This is a genomic window from Streptomyces sp. CB00316, assembly GCF_001905595.1.
Classification (GTDB): Bacteria; Actinomycetota; Actinomycetes; order Streptomycetales; family Streptomycetaceae; genus Streptomyces.
Window position 1 is genome coordinate 165,800 of record NZ_LIXI01000015.1, and the last position, 15,716, is coordinate 181,515.

Here is a 15,716-nt window from a genome sequence, read left to right on the forward strand (position 1 = left end):
GCGACATCACAAGTTCAACCTCAGTAGTACGAGCCCGAGCCCTTGAACAAGCCGCGACGGCGGGGCCTGCTCAACTGAAGGGTTTCAGCACGTTCACTCGCCTACCGGGAGCGAAGCAGTCCTTTCGGCATTTTCGCGGTGAGCACCCTCCCACTCGTCTTCGAGGGTCTTCTCCACTTCCGCCATACGCGCGAGCACACGGGGGTCCTGCGCGATATAACTCGGAAGTGACGTCCGGCTAGTCACCTCCGCCACCAGCACTTGTTCCACTGCCAGCCCGTAGGCGTTCGCCATGTCTGCACCGTCGATGTAGGCATTGGTGAGATCCGCGTCGTCCATCCGGGTCCCGTTGCAGTTCGCCCGATACATCTCAACCCCCGTCAGGTTCGCCCCCTCCAGGCTGGCACCTTGCAGGTATGCCCGAGTCATTCGGGCCCCGCTCAAATCGGCACCGTCCAACCGGACTCCACACAGGTCCGCGCGGTGAAAGTTGGCTCCGGCGAGGTTCAAGTCACCAAGATCGATCTTCCTGCCCGAATCCACGTGCTCAGAGCCCCCGTTCCACTCCCAGATGCTGTTGTCTGGGTGCCCGCCCGGCTGGGTCGGTGGTCCGATGAGTGCGGTCAACGCCTGCTGTACGTCTGCATCGGGCCTTGTGCGTACGGAGGCGGCCGGGATGCTGGCTACCCCACCCCTGCCGCGAGCGGCCCGACGTGCCTCGGCGATGCGCATGGATCGGGCAACCGGAGGTGATGGGGCGGCACCGCGAGCGGCCCGGTCCCGTACGAAGGCTTTCAGTACCTGCGTCGCGTGCTCGGCCTGGCCAGGGGCATCTTGTACGATCTGCTCTAGGGCCAGGAGACCTCCGATTCGTACGTACATCTCTGCCGAGCCGAGGCGTTCCAATGCCTTAGTGAAGCGCTCCGTGACCTGGCCTCGCTGGGTGAGTCGGTAGTTGAATGCGGTGAACAGAAGGGCGATGCCCGCCCCGAAGAGGGCGAACAGCTGCACGACCGAGGTCCGAAAGCCAGTGACCAGTGCGGCCGAACCGGTGCGCAGTTCCTTGTCACTCAGGTACTCGCCGTCAGCCCACCAGGGCCCGCGCCATACAAGCAGCACCGCACCGATGGCAGCCATAGCTATCGCTACGCCTCCCAGAATCACAAGTCCCCGTTGTTTGCGCACGACTCATCTCACCGCACGAGTCCCGCAGAGGCAACGTATTGAGGGGCGGGCTTCCTGATCTTTCCACCGAAGCACGGGGTCCTGGCGCAACTGACTGCGGTAGCGTCCTCGTGTTGTGCTTGCTACGGATCTTCCTCGGATGCTGTGCAGCCATACTGAGACGGTGCGAAAAGAACGTGCCGCCCAAACCGGAAGATCGATAACAGTCGACAACTGACCGCTACCGAGCGTTACCGTTGCCCATGATCACGCGGAAATGTCCAAACGGTGTCCATGATCACGCGGAAATGTCCACGGAATCGCGGAACCTAGAGTAGGTTCCGCAAGTTGGTGAGCATTGGCTTCTGCGGAAACGCTCCGAGTAGCGCGCCATGCCGTGCACCGCACGGACCTGGGGCCACGAAGTCCCGCAACCACAGCATCTCAAGCGGGACTTCACGAGTCGACCCGTCGGTGTAGCGAATGGACGCCGTAGGGGTGTTGTGCTCGCGGCGGCTCTGTCTCGCGTGCTGTCCGGCCATACCTCTGAAGCCATACCGGGGCCTACGCCCGAACCCGGGCCGGCACTGCTGCCCCCTCCGGCCTGCACCGGTCTCAGCGTCGGAGCCGTCCTCTGTACCCGGTGTTTCCCGCAGGCGTCCCCGTCGGCCGCCGCCGGGTCGTAACTCCGAGATGCCGTTCCGGGATCCAGTCGTGCGTCGGCCTCGTCACGCGGCAACTCTAGCGGGCGTACAGGAGGTCGTGGAGAAGCTGTTGCCCGGGCACAATTCGGGGCCAGCGGTCCGTCCCGGTGAAGAGACGGCGGTACCCACTGGCCCCTCCCGTCGGCCCTCCCGAGAGAGAGCGACTGTCGGGCAGTCTATGCCTGCGCGCCCCGCGTCATCGCTTCTCCCGGGGTCGCGGCGGATGTAGTCCCTGGCGGCAGCGAAAAGCGTCGGGCCGAGGAAGGAGTCCCTTCCTCGGCCCGACGGTCTGGAGCGATCATGCAGTTGGTCGGCTCCTAAACGCAACGACCACCTCTCGGCCCGTGGCCTTCTCACCCAGGCGGTAGAACTTCACCTGGCCCTCGCTGTGCGTGTGCTCAAGCCAGCCCTCGGCTTCCAGTTCACGGCGAGCACGGCTGAAATGGGGGGCGGGTACGCCCATGAGGCTGGCCAGAACGGCCGCCGTACGCTCGACGCTGCGTTCCAGGCCGCCCAGGATCGCGTACGTCATGACGATGTTCTGCTTCAGGTGGGAAAGCTCGCTTATGCGCGCCTGCAGAGCTTCGAGTTCGGGGTACTCGCTGGTATGCATGGTCACGCCCTTCGCTTCGCGCCGGTGCGACGGCCCGGCAGAGTCGGAAGATGATATGCGGCCGCTTCTTCGGACTGCTCCGCGCCGGTGAGGCTGGAGACGATGTGCGGGCTCGCCCTGTACTTGATCGTCCGGCCGACACGATCAGCGACCAGCAAGAGCTTGTTCTCGGAGAGTTCCTTGGCGATCCTCCGCGTTGCCTGCGGAGTCAGCTTGAGGTGCTCAGCCGCCTCCTTGGCGCTCGCACCGCCCCGCTTGTACGTCATGATCCCGCAGTACCAGAACACCCTGAAGGCATCCCCGGTGATGCCCGAGTCGCCGTCCAGCATGGCAAGCACGCGTTCGAACGAGAACTGGCCGTGCCTGCCGCCGAGGTTGTAGGTCCGCCGCTGGCCGCCGTCCTCCTCGGGTTCCCACAGCTCATGGACCTCGCCGGTCGAGGTGTTGACCAGCTCTCGGCCTTGCTGTCTTGGCACCTTACGTCCCCTGACCTGGGATTTTCTCTGACGCCAAAAGATTACCATGGGCGACATGTCGTCAGTGGTAAGCGAAGGAACTCGGCGATTCCTTCAGTGACTGCTGACGACATGTCGCCCGCGGTAGGCGAAGGAACCCTGCGATTCGTTCGCCTACCAATCGCGACATGTAGACAGCGGCCACTGAAGGAACCCTGGGGTTCGTTCGATGACCACTGACGACATGACCCCAGTGGTCATGGATGGGCATCCTAGGATGCCGATATAGGCATTCCAGGATGCCGATAGCTTGATCGTTTTCGCAGGTCAGAGGCCTGCGGAGGTTTCGTCCTCTCTATGCATCGAAAACGTCCTCAACTGACGGTGCGTTGGGACAGCCCTGCGGTTCTCGCGCAAGCGCTCCGGTCCTCGGGGACCCGTGTTACGTCGCCCTAACGCTGCGGCAAACGCTGGCTGATGAGGAACGCGGCAAACAGTGGCTGATGTCCGCTCCGCTTGCGCTGGCAACTGATGCCTGACCGTATCCACCACTCGTACCTGGTTAACGTGCCGTGGCTGATGGCTCATCAGGGGTGTGTGGTCGCTCAGGAATTCTTCAGCAGCAGGGGTTCATCGGCCCACCCGCAACACAGGCGCACCAGCCATACGATGGCCCGTCACGACAACTGCGTCCCAGGACCACATTGCTTGGGAACGATCTGACCGACCGGGGCACTGAGGGCTACGCACCCCCAGACCCACCGCCAGCGCCAAGGGTGCGCTGGACCGCCCTTTCCTGCGGGCGCCTCCCCCAGACCCCCACCAGCGCCTTTCGGCCGCGCAGATGACGTACCGGTCGACCGGGCCGCTCGTGTCGGACTGGTCGATCGCCGGGGTGCCCCTGCTGCCCGCAGCCGCCCGCCCCTGGGATGAGCTGACCCTGACCCGCGCCTCGTAGGCTGAGCCCATGCCAGAGTGAGATTCCCGAGACGTTGCTCGTCGTGGCTCACCGATCACGGGCACGGGCCCACGGTCCGGGAGATCGGGGAGCGGGTCGGCCTCTCCAGCACCGGCTCGGTCGCCCACCAGCTTGGCCAGCTCGAAGAGCGTGGGCTGATCAGGACTGGAGCACGTGTGTCCTGGGCGAGGAGCAGCCCGCCCGCCAACCCGGGCTGCGGAGCCGGGGAACCGGCATAGGAGCGGATCAGCGGATCAGTATGGACGACGACCTCCCGCCTGACCTGGAGCGACTGCGGACGCTGGAGACCTGGGCTCAACCGGCAGAGGACCGCCCTTCTCCGCACTCATCTCTCGCGTCTACAGCGCTACGAGACCGGATGCGACCTGGGGGAGGCTGGCTGCACCAGGGAGTTGCGTTGCCCCTGAGCCTGAAGGAGGTCACCGGCGGGTGAAAGGGTGCGGTCAATTGTTCACGGGAGCCTGCGGGGGGACCTCGACTGGGGACGCCGGTCGGCTGCGGGTCCCGGTTTGCTTTCCACGAGCTCGCCGGGCCGGCTCGGGGACCTCGGCGCCGAGCTGATTCAGCTCGGCGCCCGACCAGCCGGCGGCTTCGGCCCTTGTGTAGGCCTTCCGGTAAGGGGCTTCCGTCTCGGCGAGGGCGGCTTCGAGCTGCTTGCGCTCGGCCAGGATCGTAGCGAGCGGGCCGATCGCGTCCTTCCGAGCGGCCTGCCGTGCCGCCTCGATCTCGTCGGCCTTGGTGAGGATCTTCTGAGCGTCCATGAGGGGCATCATGCCTGCGAATCCGCAGCGTCGGGGTCTCTCTGGGATCTCGGCAGCGTGAATACCACCGAAGGGGGAAACAGAAGTGCACGATTGACTGGCGGACAGCACGGCTTGTGGAGCCTCCGGCCCGGCCGGAAGCCAAGCGGAGGTTCTTAGGCCAGGACGTCGATGCGCGCCGCGCATGCGTTAAGGATCATGCGGAGTTCGCGCTGTGCGCGGCTGACGGCTTCAGGGTCGGCGACTGCAGCCGATACTGTTTTTTCTAGATCGGTTATCACGTTGTCTGGGAGAAACGGCATAGCGAACAGGCGGTAGCCGCTGTCCATAGTGGTGCGAAGGTCGAGCTGGAGACTGTCCCAGCTCCGGTGGACTGCCTTCTCCCTTTCGGGCCGATTGTTGTTCGTGTGTGACTTCAGTTGCCACCTCCCTAAAGTTCTGCCGACGCTTTGTGTATCAGCGAGATCGTCCAGGTTTCGAAGCAACTCCTGAACGTCTATATAGATTTGTGTGCATAGTTTGCGCACTCGGGCGAAGGTCTTGTGAGTGACGACGGCCATGGCGACCATAAGGGTCAAGGTGATGGAAATTAGTGGTGCAGGATAGGTGGCCAAGAATCGCAAACTGAGGAGCGCGGCAACAGCGCCAATACCGGCTCCGTTCGCTATGGTCCTGAATATCGCAGCCCGCCGAATTCGACTGGAGAGTCGCTGAAGATGGAAATCTTTCGGCTCCACCCAGAGCATGGCCTTGGGTAACGCAAAATACACGGACCCTAGGTAAAAGGCGGCCAGGGTTAAACCGTAATTGTCAACTCTCCTGCCCAGTAGGATGTCGACCGCTAGGAGTGTGGGCGTTAAAGCGGCGCTGCATAGCAAGACGATCAGCATGCCCACATTGTCATTTCCTTTACGCATCTCACTCTCGCCCACGAAGCGGCCAAGTGCTGGTATGCCGCAACAGCCAATAATGAAACCAGCGATGATGAAAAGTATGCCGATGGGGTTGAGTCCGATACCGAACGCCGCTATCGTCGCCATCATCAATCCGATAGCAATAAAAGAGACTCTCCAGTGGGGCCGCCAGGCTCGTAGGCGTCCGATGGCCTGTTTCCAATCTTCCATGGACTCAACTATGTATGTGCGGGGATCAGTTCCGGCAGCGACTTGATGAAGATCAGAGGGTGCTGTACTTGGTCATGATCAGAAAGGAGGATGCTGCGCCTCCTGCCGCCTCCGTGTTCTCGCCACTGGGTCGCACGACACTTGAGGCCCACGTCCTGGCAGGTGTCTGAACGTAGTTTCCAAGATCGCCTACGCCCGGGTCGCGCCGTGGTAGTCGGCGCGCGGCATGGCGGTGTCGAGCGGCTGGACCTGGACGTCGCGGCCGGTCCGGGGGGCGTGCAGGACGCGGCCTTCTCCGGCGTAGAGGCCGACGTGGTAGATGAATCCGGAGCGGTCGGCCCAGAACACGAGGTCGCCCGGTTTCAGGTTGCCGCGGGCGACGGGCTGGTTAGAGGTGGCGTTGTACTGTGCCGCCGCCGTCCTGGGTAGCCGGACGTCTGGCCAGTACGCGTACTGGACCAGTGACGAGCAGTCGAACCCGACCGTCGACTCCGCCGCGCACCGCCCGTTCGCGTAGCCGTTGCTGCTGTCGCAGAAGCCGGTGCCGGGCCCGTTCGGGGTGCCGCCGCCGTAGCTGTACGGCGTTCCGATGTAGTGGCCGGCCCGCCGCAGCGCGTCAGGGCCGCGCCCGCTTCCGCGCACAGCGAGCGAGCCGGCCGGGCCTGCCGCCTCGAACCTCTTCATCGACGCCATGATGATCCGGACGTAGTGGTACGTCTCCCCGCCCGCGAAGGTCACCGGCGGGACCCCGCCGAACCGCTGGACCGCTCCCCAGCCCGCGTTGTACCCGGCCAGCGCCAGGCGGCGCGGATCGTCGCGGTACCGGGATCCCTTCGCCTGACCGAGCAGCGAGCACATGAGACGGCCCTGCGCGACGACGGCGTCGCCGATGTCGTGCGGGTCGCTGCGCCCGTTGCCGTCGGCGTCCCGACCCCAGGTCGCCCATGTTCCTGGGACGAACTGGGCCGGTCCCTGCGCACCGGCATGCGACCCCGCCCCGGCGCGGAATCCGCTTTCCTGCTGGATCTGAGCGGCCATCAACGCCTGTGTCAGCTCCGGGTGACGGCACTCGGCGACCGCCTGGCGGATCCACGGCTCGTACTCCGGCGGGACACCTTGGACACCGCCTTGGTCGTCGGTCGTGTCGGCGTCGGCGCTGCCGAGCAGACCGGCGATCAGGACCATCACGAGGGCCGCCACACCGGCCACCGCGAGTAATGCCCCTTTGACGATGGTGTTCAAGTCACGCTCCGTCGCTGCCGGGTGATGGCACGTTCGAGAAGCACAGCGGCAAAAGCGTGCCTGATCAGGCCCGTAGGCGTTGTCTCAATGTCGGCTCCGGGGGCCACCTGGCCCAGCCGGTTCCGCCATTAGTTACTCACTGTGAACGCGTGAGGGCAGGGGAGGTTTCGTGACGACCGAGCTCGATCCCGAACGGACGGGGACGGGGCTGCGGTACGCGCTGATCGCCGCGCACGGCTGCGACGTTGCGATGCTCACCGTTGAGGTGATGCTCGACCACGACCACGAAGCAGGCGCCGTCGCCCGCTTTCTGCCGACCGGGGCCCCGCTGCCGATGGGGGCGCAGCCCGTGATCGTCGCCGACTCCACCGTCTACGGGGCGGTCCGGGTCGAGCAGCTCCTGCGAATCTGGCCTGCCGAACTGCCCCGCCCCTGCCTCGTCACGGTGGACGACGCTCCGTCCGGGCCGCCCCCGGACGCCCGGTACCGGATCCGCGCCCTCGGCGCGCGGCTGGCCGGGGCGGTTCGGGTGCCCTACCTGCCGGTGCTGCGGACCGTGACTGACCCGGCCGACGCCATCGACCACCAGGACGTGAGCGCTGCGGCCGCGAAGCTCCGTCGCCACATCGAAGGGATCTGACATGGAATGGATCATCCTGGCCAAGGACCTGCTGCCGCCGGCTCAGCCGAAGCCGATCCCCGGCGCGGACAAGGTCGTCACGCCGCTCTTCGAGTACGGCCTGTGGATCCTGGCGATCTCCGGCGGCGCGGGAGTCGGTATCGGCGGCTACAAGCTGGCCACGATCAACAAGGGCCGCGACGGCAACGGCATGGAGCCGTTCAAGTGGATGGGCGGCGGCCTCGCCGCTGTGGTCCTCGCCGGATCGCTGATCGCCATCATCAACGGGGTGGCTGCCGGATGAGCCGGAACCGGAGCGGGCACCGCCGGTGGCTCGGCTGGGGCATCGGAGGGACCACCGCGGTCGTGCTGCTCTTAACCGGCTACGCCGCCTTCTTCGGCGGCGACAGCGAGCCGTCTCAGACGTCGGACCGGCCGGCCGCCGCTGCGACGGACGCGGGCACGGACAAGACCTACGACGCGCCCTCGGACTGGACCGAACCCGAGCGCTGGGCCGCCCTGCCCCGCGGAGCGCGAACTGATCGGTTCGGCAACGAGGTCGGGTTCCCACAGACGGCTGAGGGGGCCGTCGCCATGCTCGCAACGGCCAACGCCACCGAGGTGAAGTCGGGCCACACCCATGTGGACGTGCAGCGTGACGTATACGGGTCCTACCTGATTCCTGGTGACCGCACCGAGGAGAACATCAGGAAGATCGAGCGGGCTGCGGCGGAGAGCGACACTGCGGTGCGCCGGGACATGGGCCTGCCCGAGAACGATGACCTGCCCCCCGGTGCGTACTCACGCAATCACGTCATCGGATTCAAGGTGATCGAAGCCTCGCCCACCGAGGTGACCATGTGGCTGCTCTCCCGCGCGACAGTGCGGCCCGGAGAGACGGAGAAGGAGGAGAGCGCCTACACCAGCCTGCTGGCGGCCGCCGAATGGAGCCACGGCGACTGGTGGCTGTCGGCGGCCTCGACCGAGAACGCGATCCGCCGCCACGGACGAGACCAGCGCCCGGCGATCGCCGCGCCCGGCGACGCCGCGTTCAACACCGCCCGCTGGACCGCCATCCGAGCAGCATCGTGAGAAGGGCCGCCGTCCTCCTCCTGGCCCTTGTCGCCCTTCTCGGCGTGCTCCTGGCTCCTCCTGCCGCAGCGGAGGAGGAGCCAGGAGGGGTCAGCAAGGTCACCGAGTCCGTCTGCAAGAACACCGCCACCCGCACCACGACCGGCGCGATCGTCAAGGCCGGGGCGGATCTCATCACGGGCGGCGACGTCTGCGACAAGGCTGGGAAGAAGGCCGAAGAGAAGATGGAGGAGTGGTGGCAGGCCGTCTGGGACTCTGTCATCGGCGACATCCTCCGGTCGTCGATCGACGCGACGAAGTGGCTGCTGCGGACCATGCTCACGCTGGCCCTGATGGGACCGAGTCTGGACCTGGAGGACACCGGCCTGTTCGAGCGTGACGCCTCTCTCGGCGGGATGCTGGTCTGGCTGGGATGGGTGATCGCCGCGTTCGGGGCGATGTGGCAGATCGGGAAGGCCGCTGTCACCGGCGAGGGGAAATACTGGGGCGAGTTCCTGCGCGGCTACGCCCTCAACGCGATGCTGTCCGGGATCGGCCTGACCGTGGTGGTGTCGCTGCTGAAGCTGGGCGACGCGATCTCGACGGGCATCCTGAAGGCGACGTTCGACGACGACAAGGGCATCGACCGGGTCATCGCCGTGATGGTGCCGACGGCCGTGTCGAACCCGGTCCTGGTCGGCGCCCTGGCCCTGGTTCTCCTGCTGGTCGGGTTCATGCAGCTGGTGCTGATCTTCCTGAGGCAGTCGGCGATCCCGATCCAGTGCCTGCTCCTGCCGGTCGCCGGGGCCGGTCTGATGGGCGGCAAGGCCACCCAGTCGTGGGCGCCGAAGCTCATCACCTCGATCTGCATGGTCATCGCCTACAAGCCGATCCTCACGGTCATCATCTGCGTGGGCTTCGCGGAGCTGGACGCCAGCTCGGTCGTGGAGTGGATGCGCGGACTGGCGACCCTGCTCCTCGCGGTCCTTGCCCCGGGCCCGTTGGCGAAGCTCTTCAGCCCGTTCGGGGCGGAGCTCGGCGGCGGCATGTCGGCCGGGGGTGCGATGGGCGGCGTGCTCGGGATGGCCGCCGGCGCTGGAGGCAAGGCCATGGGCGATTCCGGCTCCGGCGGCTCCGGCGCTGGTTCGGGGGGCGAGAGCTCTTCGGGCGGGGGCGGGGGAGGGGGCGAGCCGGATGCGGATCCGGTCGGCCAGGCCCGCTACGTCCAGCAGTCGATGGGCCCGCAGAGCGGCGGGGGTGGTGAGGCGGGTGGCGGTGCGTCCGTGCCCAGCCAGGGGGCCGCCCCCGGGCCTGCCCCGGCGGCGGCCGATGGCGCTACGGGCGCGGCCGGAGCGGCCGGTGCAGCTGCGGACGCCGGCATGGCCACGGGAACCACTACTGCTGCTGCGGGGACTGGTGCGGCGGCGGCCGTGCCGGGGGTGGGGATGGCTCTCCAGGTGATGGACGGGGTCAACGACGCGGTGCAGAGCGCCGCTTCCGAAATCGGAGACGGAGGAGAGGCGAAGTGACGGTCCACGAGGTACCGAACGCGCTGCGGGTCGAGGGGTTCAGGACCCGCCGGAGCTACGGGTTCCTGAGCCTGTCGCAGCAGGCGACGTTCATCGCCTGCGGAGTGCTGCTGGCCGAGGCGTTCATCGCCCTGTACGAGCCGCTGACTCTGGTCGTGACGATGCCGGTGACCATCGCGGTGGTCGGGCTGACCGCGTCGCGGCGGCACGGCATGCCGGCCCTGTCGTACTACCGGGCGGTCGTGGCTTGGAAGCTCGCCGCCCGCTCGGAGACGACGTCCTACCGGGCCGTTCTCCTGCCCCACCCGTACGCACTGGACCTGCCCGGCGTCGCCGCGTCCAGCACCCTGATCAAGGCCCACGACCCCACCACCGGGCGGGACGTCGGGGTCGTCCACAACCGGGCCACCGGGCGCATGACCGTCTCCACCCTCCTGGCTCCCGGCGGCAGCCTCATGGCCCCCACCGGAACCGTGCGGGGGAACCTCCGCACATGGTCGAGTGTGCTGGACGCCATGAGCACCGAGGACCAGATCCGCGGAGCCTCCGTCACGATCCAGATCACCCCCGGAGCCGGGGAGGCCCTCGGCGACGACATCAAGGCCCGCCGCGACCCCCACGCCCCCGCTCTCGCCCGGTCCGTCGTCAACGAACTCGTGCGCACCGCACCGCACGCCACCGCCTCGGTGTCACCGTGGATGAGCGTCACCGTCGACCCCTCCGCCAACGCAACCGCCTCGCTGGACCTGGGCGAGCAGGTCGCCGAGACCTTGCGCGTGGTGGACTCCCTCGACCTGTCCGGCACCGGAACCGACATCATCCGCCGGGCCACCGACGTCGACCTGCGCCGCCTGGTCCGCGCCGCCTACGACCCCGACACCTTCCACGCGCGGGACGAGGAGATCCGCGAGCTGTCCTGGGGCGAATGCGGCCCGCAGGCCGCCGACGACCACTTCGAGGAGTACGCCCACGACGGAGCGATCAGCGTGTCCTGGGTCCTGCGCGCGATGCCCAACCGGCCGATCCCCTACAGCACGCTCCTCCCGCTGGTGAGCCCCGGCCGGTTCCAGCGGCGGGTCACCCTCGCCTACCGGGTCCTGGATCCGCGCGAGGGCGAGCGGGTGCTGGAACGGGAGATCAACAGCGCAGCCAACCGCGCCACGGCCACCGCCCAGGTCAAGGGCAGGGCCCGGTGGAGCCAGAAGGCCGACTACGCCAAGGCGGAGAAGGCCGCCGCCCAGGCAGCCGGCGGCGCCCAGGTCGTCGACTGGACCCTCATGGTCACCGTCACCGCCCGCAGCGCGGAGGAACTGCCCGCTGCCCGGCAGGAAGTGGAGCGGGCGATCAAGGCGACCCGCTCGATCCGGATGCGCCCCGCCTACGGCGCGGAAGCCGCCGTGTTCGCGGCAGGGCTCCCCGTCGGCTACAACCCTCTGGTGAAGTGATGGCCAGGGCCAAGCAGCCACGCCTGGACTCGCCCCGCAAGATCACGGCACCGGAGAAGACCCGGGACCAGCGGCACGCCGAGCTCACGGAACAGCAGCGCCAGCGCCGGCTGTTCGCCCCACGACTCGGGTGGGGCGGACGGTTCGGCGGCCGGGCCGCGGTCGAGGACACCGGCACCGTCTACACCGGCCCCAGCACCCAGGCCGCCGGGATGTACCCCTTCCTTCTTGGCGCCGGGCTGCCCCCGCGCGGCGTTCCCGTCGGCCGCGACGTCCTCACAGGCGAGCTCGTCTGCCTGGACCCGGCCGGCTGGGTGGGGAAGCTGACGACGAATCCGAACGTGTGGATCATGTCGCAACCGGGTGCGGGGAAGTCGGCCCTGGTCAAGCGGATGCTGCTGTTCTACTGCGCCTTCGGGTTCATGCCCGTCATTCCCGGCGACGTCAAGGGCGAGTACACCGTCCTGGTCCGCCAGCTCGGCGGGAGCGTCGTCCAGATCGGCGACGGCGTCGGCCGCCTCAATCCTCTCGACTCCGGACCGCTGAAGAACCGCCTCCACCTCCTCGGCACGGTGGAGCGGGACAACGTCCTCGACATCCTCAACAGCCGCCGCCTCGAAACGCTCGGCGCATTGCTGTCGACGAAGCACGGCCTGGGCCGCACCCCCGACGAGATCCAGCGCTCCGCACTCACCTGCGCCGTCCAGATCGCCGCCGACGCCTGCCCCGGCGAGGACCCGATCGTCCCCGACGTCATCACCGTCCTGCGCCAGGCCCCCGACCAGCTCAAGGCCAAACTCGCCGCGCACAGGGACATGTACCAGGACCTCACCCGCTCCGTCATCGCCGGACTGGAAAACCTCTGCTCCGGCCCGCTGAAGGGCCTCTTCGACGGACCCACCACCCAGCAGCTCGACGTCGACGCCACCGCCGTCTCCGTCGACATCTCCCGCCTCCGCGCCCGCGGCACCGACACCATCAGCGCGGGCATGATCGCCACCTGGGCCTACGCCTACTCCAGCATCGACAGCGCCCGCAGCACCGGCCTCATGTCCCGCCGCCTCATCCTCCCCATGGACGAAATGTGGCGTGCCCTGCGCTCCGGCCCCGGCCTCGTCGACTCCATGGACTCCATCGGACGCCTCGCCCGTGGCGACGGCGACATCACCCTCTACATCACCCACTCCCTCCTCGACACCGAAGCCCTCCCCACGGAAGAGGACCGGGCGAAAGCGCGCGGGCTGATGGACCGGTGCGACACCTGGGTCATCGGAGCCTCCAGCGCCGAGGAACTCACCCGGGTGACCGGGAAGCGGGAGCTGACCGAGCAGGAACGCATGATGATCGCCTCCTGGTCCTCCGCGACGAGTACCGGCCTGGACACCGGCGACGCCGTCCACCCCGGACGCGGCAAGTACATGATCAAAGTCGGCACCAGGCCCGGCATCGCGGCCGCGAGTGAACTCACCGCGACCGAGGCGAAGCTCTACCACACCGACCCCACAGCAGGGACAGACCTCGGATGATGACCGACTCCGACCGCAACTGGGTCGCCGGAACTGCTGCCGTCGGGACTATCTCCGTGCTCGGCGCGACCACCTGGGTCGGCGCCGCACTCGGCGCGCTCCTCACCGGAGCCGACGTCGCCGGCCTTTCCCCACTCACCCTCTTCCGAATGCTCCGCGGGTGGAGCGGCTGGTGCGAGACTTGGGCGGCCTCACCCATCAGCAGCGCCATCGGCGCCGTGCTCCTCGACGCCCTCGCGGTAGTCGCCCTGGTCCTGGTGGTGCGGTTCGTGCGGAAGTGGTTCCACCACCCGCTCGACATGGCGACCCTGCATCAGATGCGGGACCTGGCACCGAAGCAGGCCGCCCACAGTGCGACCCGCCTGAGGGCCTCCCTGAAGGCGACACCGGTCAAGGACGTTGCGGCCCCTGACCGCGGTGTCCTGCTCGGTGACCACGCACCCTCCAGGGTGGAACTGCGGGGGAGCGACGAGGACACCTACCTCGCGATCATGGCCCCGAGGGCTGGCAAGTCCACCTCGCTCGCCATCCCCGTCGCCGAAGAAGCCCCCGCCGCCCTGCTCATGACGTCGAACAAGGCTGACGTCTACGCCGCCACCGTCCGCGAACGCGCCCAGGCCGGGAACGTCTGGGCACTCGACACTCAGGGGGTGGCCCGGATCGAGCGCGCGATGTGGTGGGACATGCTCGCCGAAGCGGAGACCCTGGAGCGCACAGAACGCCTCGCCTCCCACTTCATCGCCCAGGTCACCTCCGAGGGCGCCGACCCCTTCTGGTCCCAGTCCGCGAGCGATCTCCTCGTCGGGATGTTCCGGGCCGCCTGGCACGACGGGGCGAGCGTCAAGGACGTGCTGTCATGGGTCGCCAACCCCGCCGAGAAAGCCCCGCTGCGGATCCTCTACCGGCACGAACCCGTCCTCGCCGAACAGGTCGATGCCAGCATCAACATCGCCGAAGAGACCCAGTCCGGAATTTTCCAGAACGCCCGCACCGCCCTCTCCGGCCTCCGCGACGAGGAAGTCCTCGCCTGGGTCACCCCCGACAAGCACCGCCCCCGCTTCGACCCCGAGAACTTCGCCCTCTCCAAGGACACCCTCTACCTGCTCTCCAAGAAGGGCGGCCCCGCCTCCTCCGTCGTCGCAGCCCTGGCCGACGCCGTCTTCACCGCCGCCAGCGAAGTCGGGGAACGCCACGGCGGCCGGCTCCCCGAACCACTCCGGGCCGTCCTTGACGAAGCCGCGAACATCTGCAAGATCGCCGACCTTCCCGACCTCTTCAGCCACCTCGGATCCCGAGGCATCACGCCCTACGTCATCCTCCAGTCCTACCGCCAGGGCGTAAGAGCCTGGGGCGAGGTCGGCATGGACGCCATGTGGTCCGCCGCCACCAAGAAGCTCATCGGCGCCGGCGTCGACGACCCCAAGTTCGTCGCCGACATCGCCACCCTCATCGGCCAGCGCAGCGTTGAGCGCGGCTCGTACTCCAAGAGCAAGGACGGCGGCTCCACCTCCCGCAGCGAACAACGCGAGCAGATCCTGGAACCCTCCCAGATCCGTGCCATGCCCAAGGGCAGCGCACTCCTTCTCGCCACCGGCATGCCCATCGCCCAGATTCAGCTCCGCCCCTGGTACAAGGAAGCATCCATGCAGCACATCGGCCCGCAGAAGGCCGCAGAAGAAGTGCTCATCACCGAACGCGCGGTCGCGGCCTACGAGGAGCAGAAGGCCGCACGCCATGCCCGATGAGAGCCCTCCGCTCCCCGCGGCGGCTGTTGTCGCCGAAGACGTCGCAGACCTTCAAGCCCAAGTCCGGGCACTGACCAGACGGCTCGACCAGCTCACCGCAGACGGCCCGGGTGCCCCGACCCTGGTGACACTGGGGAAGGCCCACGAGGGCGGCGAAGGCGCGGAGGAAGAGCACAGCGAGCCCGAGTGGGCGTCACCTCCGTTCATCTTCCTCCTCGACCCACCTGCCTACGACGACGAACTCTGCGCCCTGGCCGAGTGGGTCGAGGGGGTACTCGTCCCCGGCTACCTCTCCGAACCGTCCGCCGACTCCCGCTGGTGCCACCTATGGACCGAACACCCCGTAGCCATCGCCCGCCTCCACGCCCTCTGGCTGGCCTGGCAGGAGTTGACCGATCCGACAAGTTGCGGTTACTCAGGACCCAGTACATGGCACCGTGACCACTACGACCCGTGCATTCGTGAACTTCGCGGATCGGCGGGGCCATTCCAAGGTTGCACTAAAGGTGAACATAAAGTAATTCACCGACAGCCGGGGCTCGTTCCTAGTGCATGGAGAAGCGAATGAATCGACTTCGCAAAAGATCTCGCCTGGAAATTTGAAGATGCTGCACTGGCGGGTGGAATTGATGGCTCATGGCACACGAAAGGCTTCGGAATGTGGAGTTTCTACCATTCGGCTAACGGCCGCCAGCTTGACCACCGGCGCGAAGTCGCCGTTGTGGGGGTGTGTGGTGGT

15 protein-coding genes are annotated in these 15,716 nt (G+C 67.3%); 9 read left to right on the forward strand and 6 right to left on the reverse strand.

The annotated features are described in order from the left end of the window. Positions 1–93: 93 nt before the first annotated feature. The 3 genes from AMK21_RS31795 to AMK21_RS31805 all read right to left on the reverse strand — a co-directional run bounded on the left by AMK21_RS31795 (position 94) and on the right by AMK21_RS31805 (position 3,014). Positions 94–1,137, reverse strand: coding sequence for a pentapeptide repeat-containing protein (locus AMK21_RS31795; protein WP_073882609.1), 1,044 nt, complete (start codon positions 1,135–1,137; stop codon positions 94–96). Between the two features lie 1,029 nt (positions 1,138–2,166). Beyond that, positions 2,167–2,481 (reverse strand): hypothetical protein, encoded by a 315-nt coding sequence (locus tag AMK21_RS31800; protein ID WP_073882610.1) that lies wholly within the window; start codon positions 2,479–2,481, stop codon positions 2,167–2,169. Between the two features lie 2 nt (positions 2,482–2,483). Beyond that, entirely contained in the window at positions 2,484–3,014 is a 531-nt protein-coding gene (locus AMK21_RS31805; protein WP_234422106.1) for a MarR family transcriptional regulator, read from the reverse strand. Positions 3,015–3,911: 897 nt separating this feature from the next. Here AMK21_RS31805 and AMK21_RS36460 point away from each other — a divergent pair. Beyond that, positions 3,912–4,133, forward strand: coding sequence for a hypothetical protein (locus tag AMK21_RS36460; RefSeq protein ID WP_079181298.1), 222 nt, complete (start codon positions 3,912–3,914; stop codon positions 4,131–4,133). 225 nt (positions 4,134–4,358) lie between these two features. On the opposite strand, the gene AMK21_RS31815 is transcribed toward AMK21_RS36460, so the two are convergent. From AMK21_RS31815 to AMK21_RS31820, 3 genes are all read right to left on the reverse strand, one after another. Next, on the reverse strand, positions 4,359–4,676 hold the full coding sequence (locus AMK21_RS31815) for a hypothetical protein (protein WP_143194900.1): 318 nt from the start codon (positions 4,674–4,676) through the stop codon (positions 4,359–4,361). A gap of 155 nt (positions 4,677–4,831) precedes the next feature. After that, positions 4,832–5,800 carry a hypothetical protein gene (locus AMK21_RS34975; RefSeq protein ID WP_143194901.1) on the reverse strand — a complete coding sequence of 323 codons (969 nt, stop codon included), beginning with the start codon at positions 5,798–5,800 and terminating at the stop codon, positions 4,832–4,834. A gap of 189 nt (positions 5,801–5,989) precedes the next feature. Next, positions 5,990–7,042 carry an NlpC/P60 family protein gene (locus AMK21_RS31820; protein ID WP_234422107.1) on the reverse strand — a complete coding sequence of 351 codons (1,053 nt, stop codon included), beginning with the start codon at positions 7,040–7,042 and terminating at the stop codon, positions 5,990–5,992. 169 nt (positions 7,043–7,211) lie between these two features. On the opposite strand from AMK21_RS31820, the gene AMK21_RS31825 reads away from it, so the two are divergent. Genes AMK21_RS31825 through AMK21_RS31860 form a run of 8 tightly spaced genes read left to right on the forward strand, consistent with a single transcriptional unit; the run spans position 7,212 to position 15,545 of the window. After that, entirely contained in the window at positions 7,212–7,682 is a 471-nt protein-coding gene (locus tag AMK21_RS31825; protein ID WP_073882612.1) for a hypothetical protein, read from the forward strand. Between the two features lies 1 nt (position 7,683). Next, positions 7,684–7,965, forward strand: a complete 282-nt coding sequence (locus tag AMK21_RS31830; RefSeq protein WP_073882613.1) for a hypothetical protein — start codon at positions 7,684–7,686, stop codon at positions 7,963–7,965. Beyond that, complete coding sequence (locus AMK21_RS31835) at positions 7,962–8,753, forward strand: hypothetical protein (protein ID WP_073882614.1); 792 nt, start codon at positions 7,962–7,964, stop codon at positions 8,751–8,753. Before AMK21_RS31830 ends, AMK21_RS31835 begins: the two co-directional genes overlap by 4 nt. Continuing rightward, positions 8,750–10,261, forward strand: coding sequence for a hypothetical protein (locus AMK21_RS31840; protein WP_073882615.1), 1,512 nt, complete (start codon positions 8,750–8,752; stop codon positions 10,259–10,261). Before AMK21_RS31835 ends, AMK21_RS31840 begins: the two co-directional genes overlap by 4 nt. Beyond that, positions 10,258–11,706: an SCO6880 family protein gene (locus AMK21_RS31845; protein ID WP_073882616.1), complete on the forward strand. Its 1,449-nt coding sequence runs from the start codon at positions 10,258–10,260 to the stop codon at positions 11,704–11,706. The genes AMK21_RS31840 and AMK21_RS31845 overlap by 4 nt, the downstream gene beginning before the upstream one ends. Continuing rightward, positions 11,706–13,232 (forward strand): ATP-binding protein, encoded by a 1,527-nt coding sequence (locus tag AMK21_RS31850; RefSeq protein ID WP_073882617.1) that lies wholly within the window; start codon positions 11,706–11,708, stop codon positions 13,230–13,232. The genes AMK21_RS31845 and AMK21_RS31850 overlap by 1 nt, the downstream gene beginning before the upstream one ends. After that, positions 13,229–14,977: a type IV secretory system conjugative DNA transfer family protein gene (locus tag AMK21_RS31855; RefSeq protein WP_073882618.1), complete on the forward strand. Its 1,749-nt coding sequence runs from the start codon at positions 13,229–13,231 to the stop codon at positions 14,975–14,977. Before AMK21_RS31850 ends, AMK21_RS31855 begins: the two co-directional genes overlap by 4 nt. After that, complete coding sequence (locus AMK21_RS31860; protein ID WP_073882619.1) at positions 14,967–15,545, forward strand: DUF4913 domain-containing protein; 579 nt, start codon at positions 14,967–14,969, stop codon at positions 15,543–15,545. The genes AMK21_RS31855 and AMK21_RS31860 overlap by 11 nt, the downstream gene beginning before the upstream one ends. Positions 15,546–15,716: the final 171 nt, after the last annotated feature.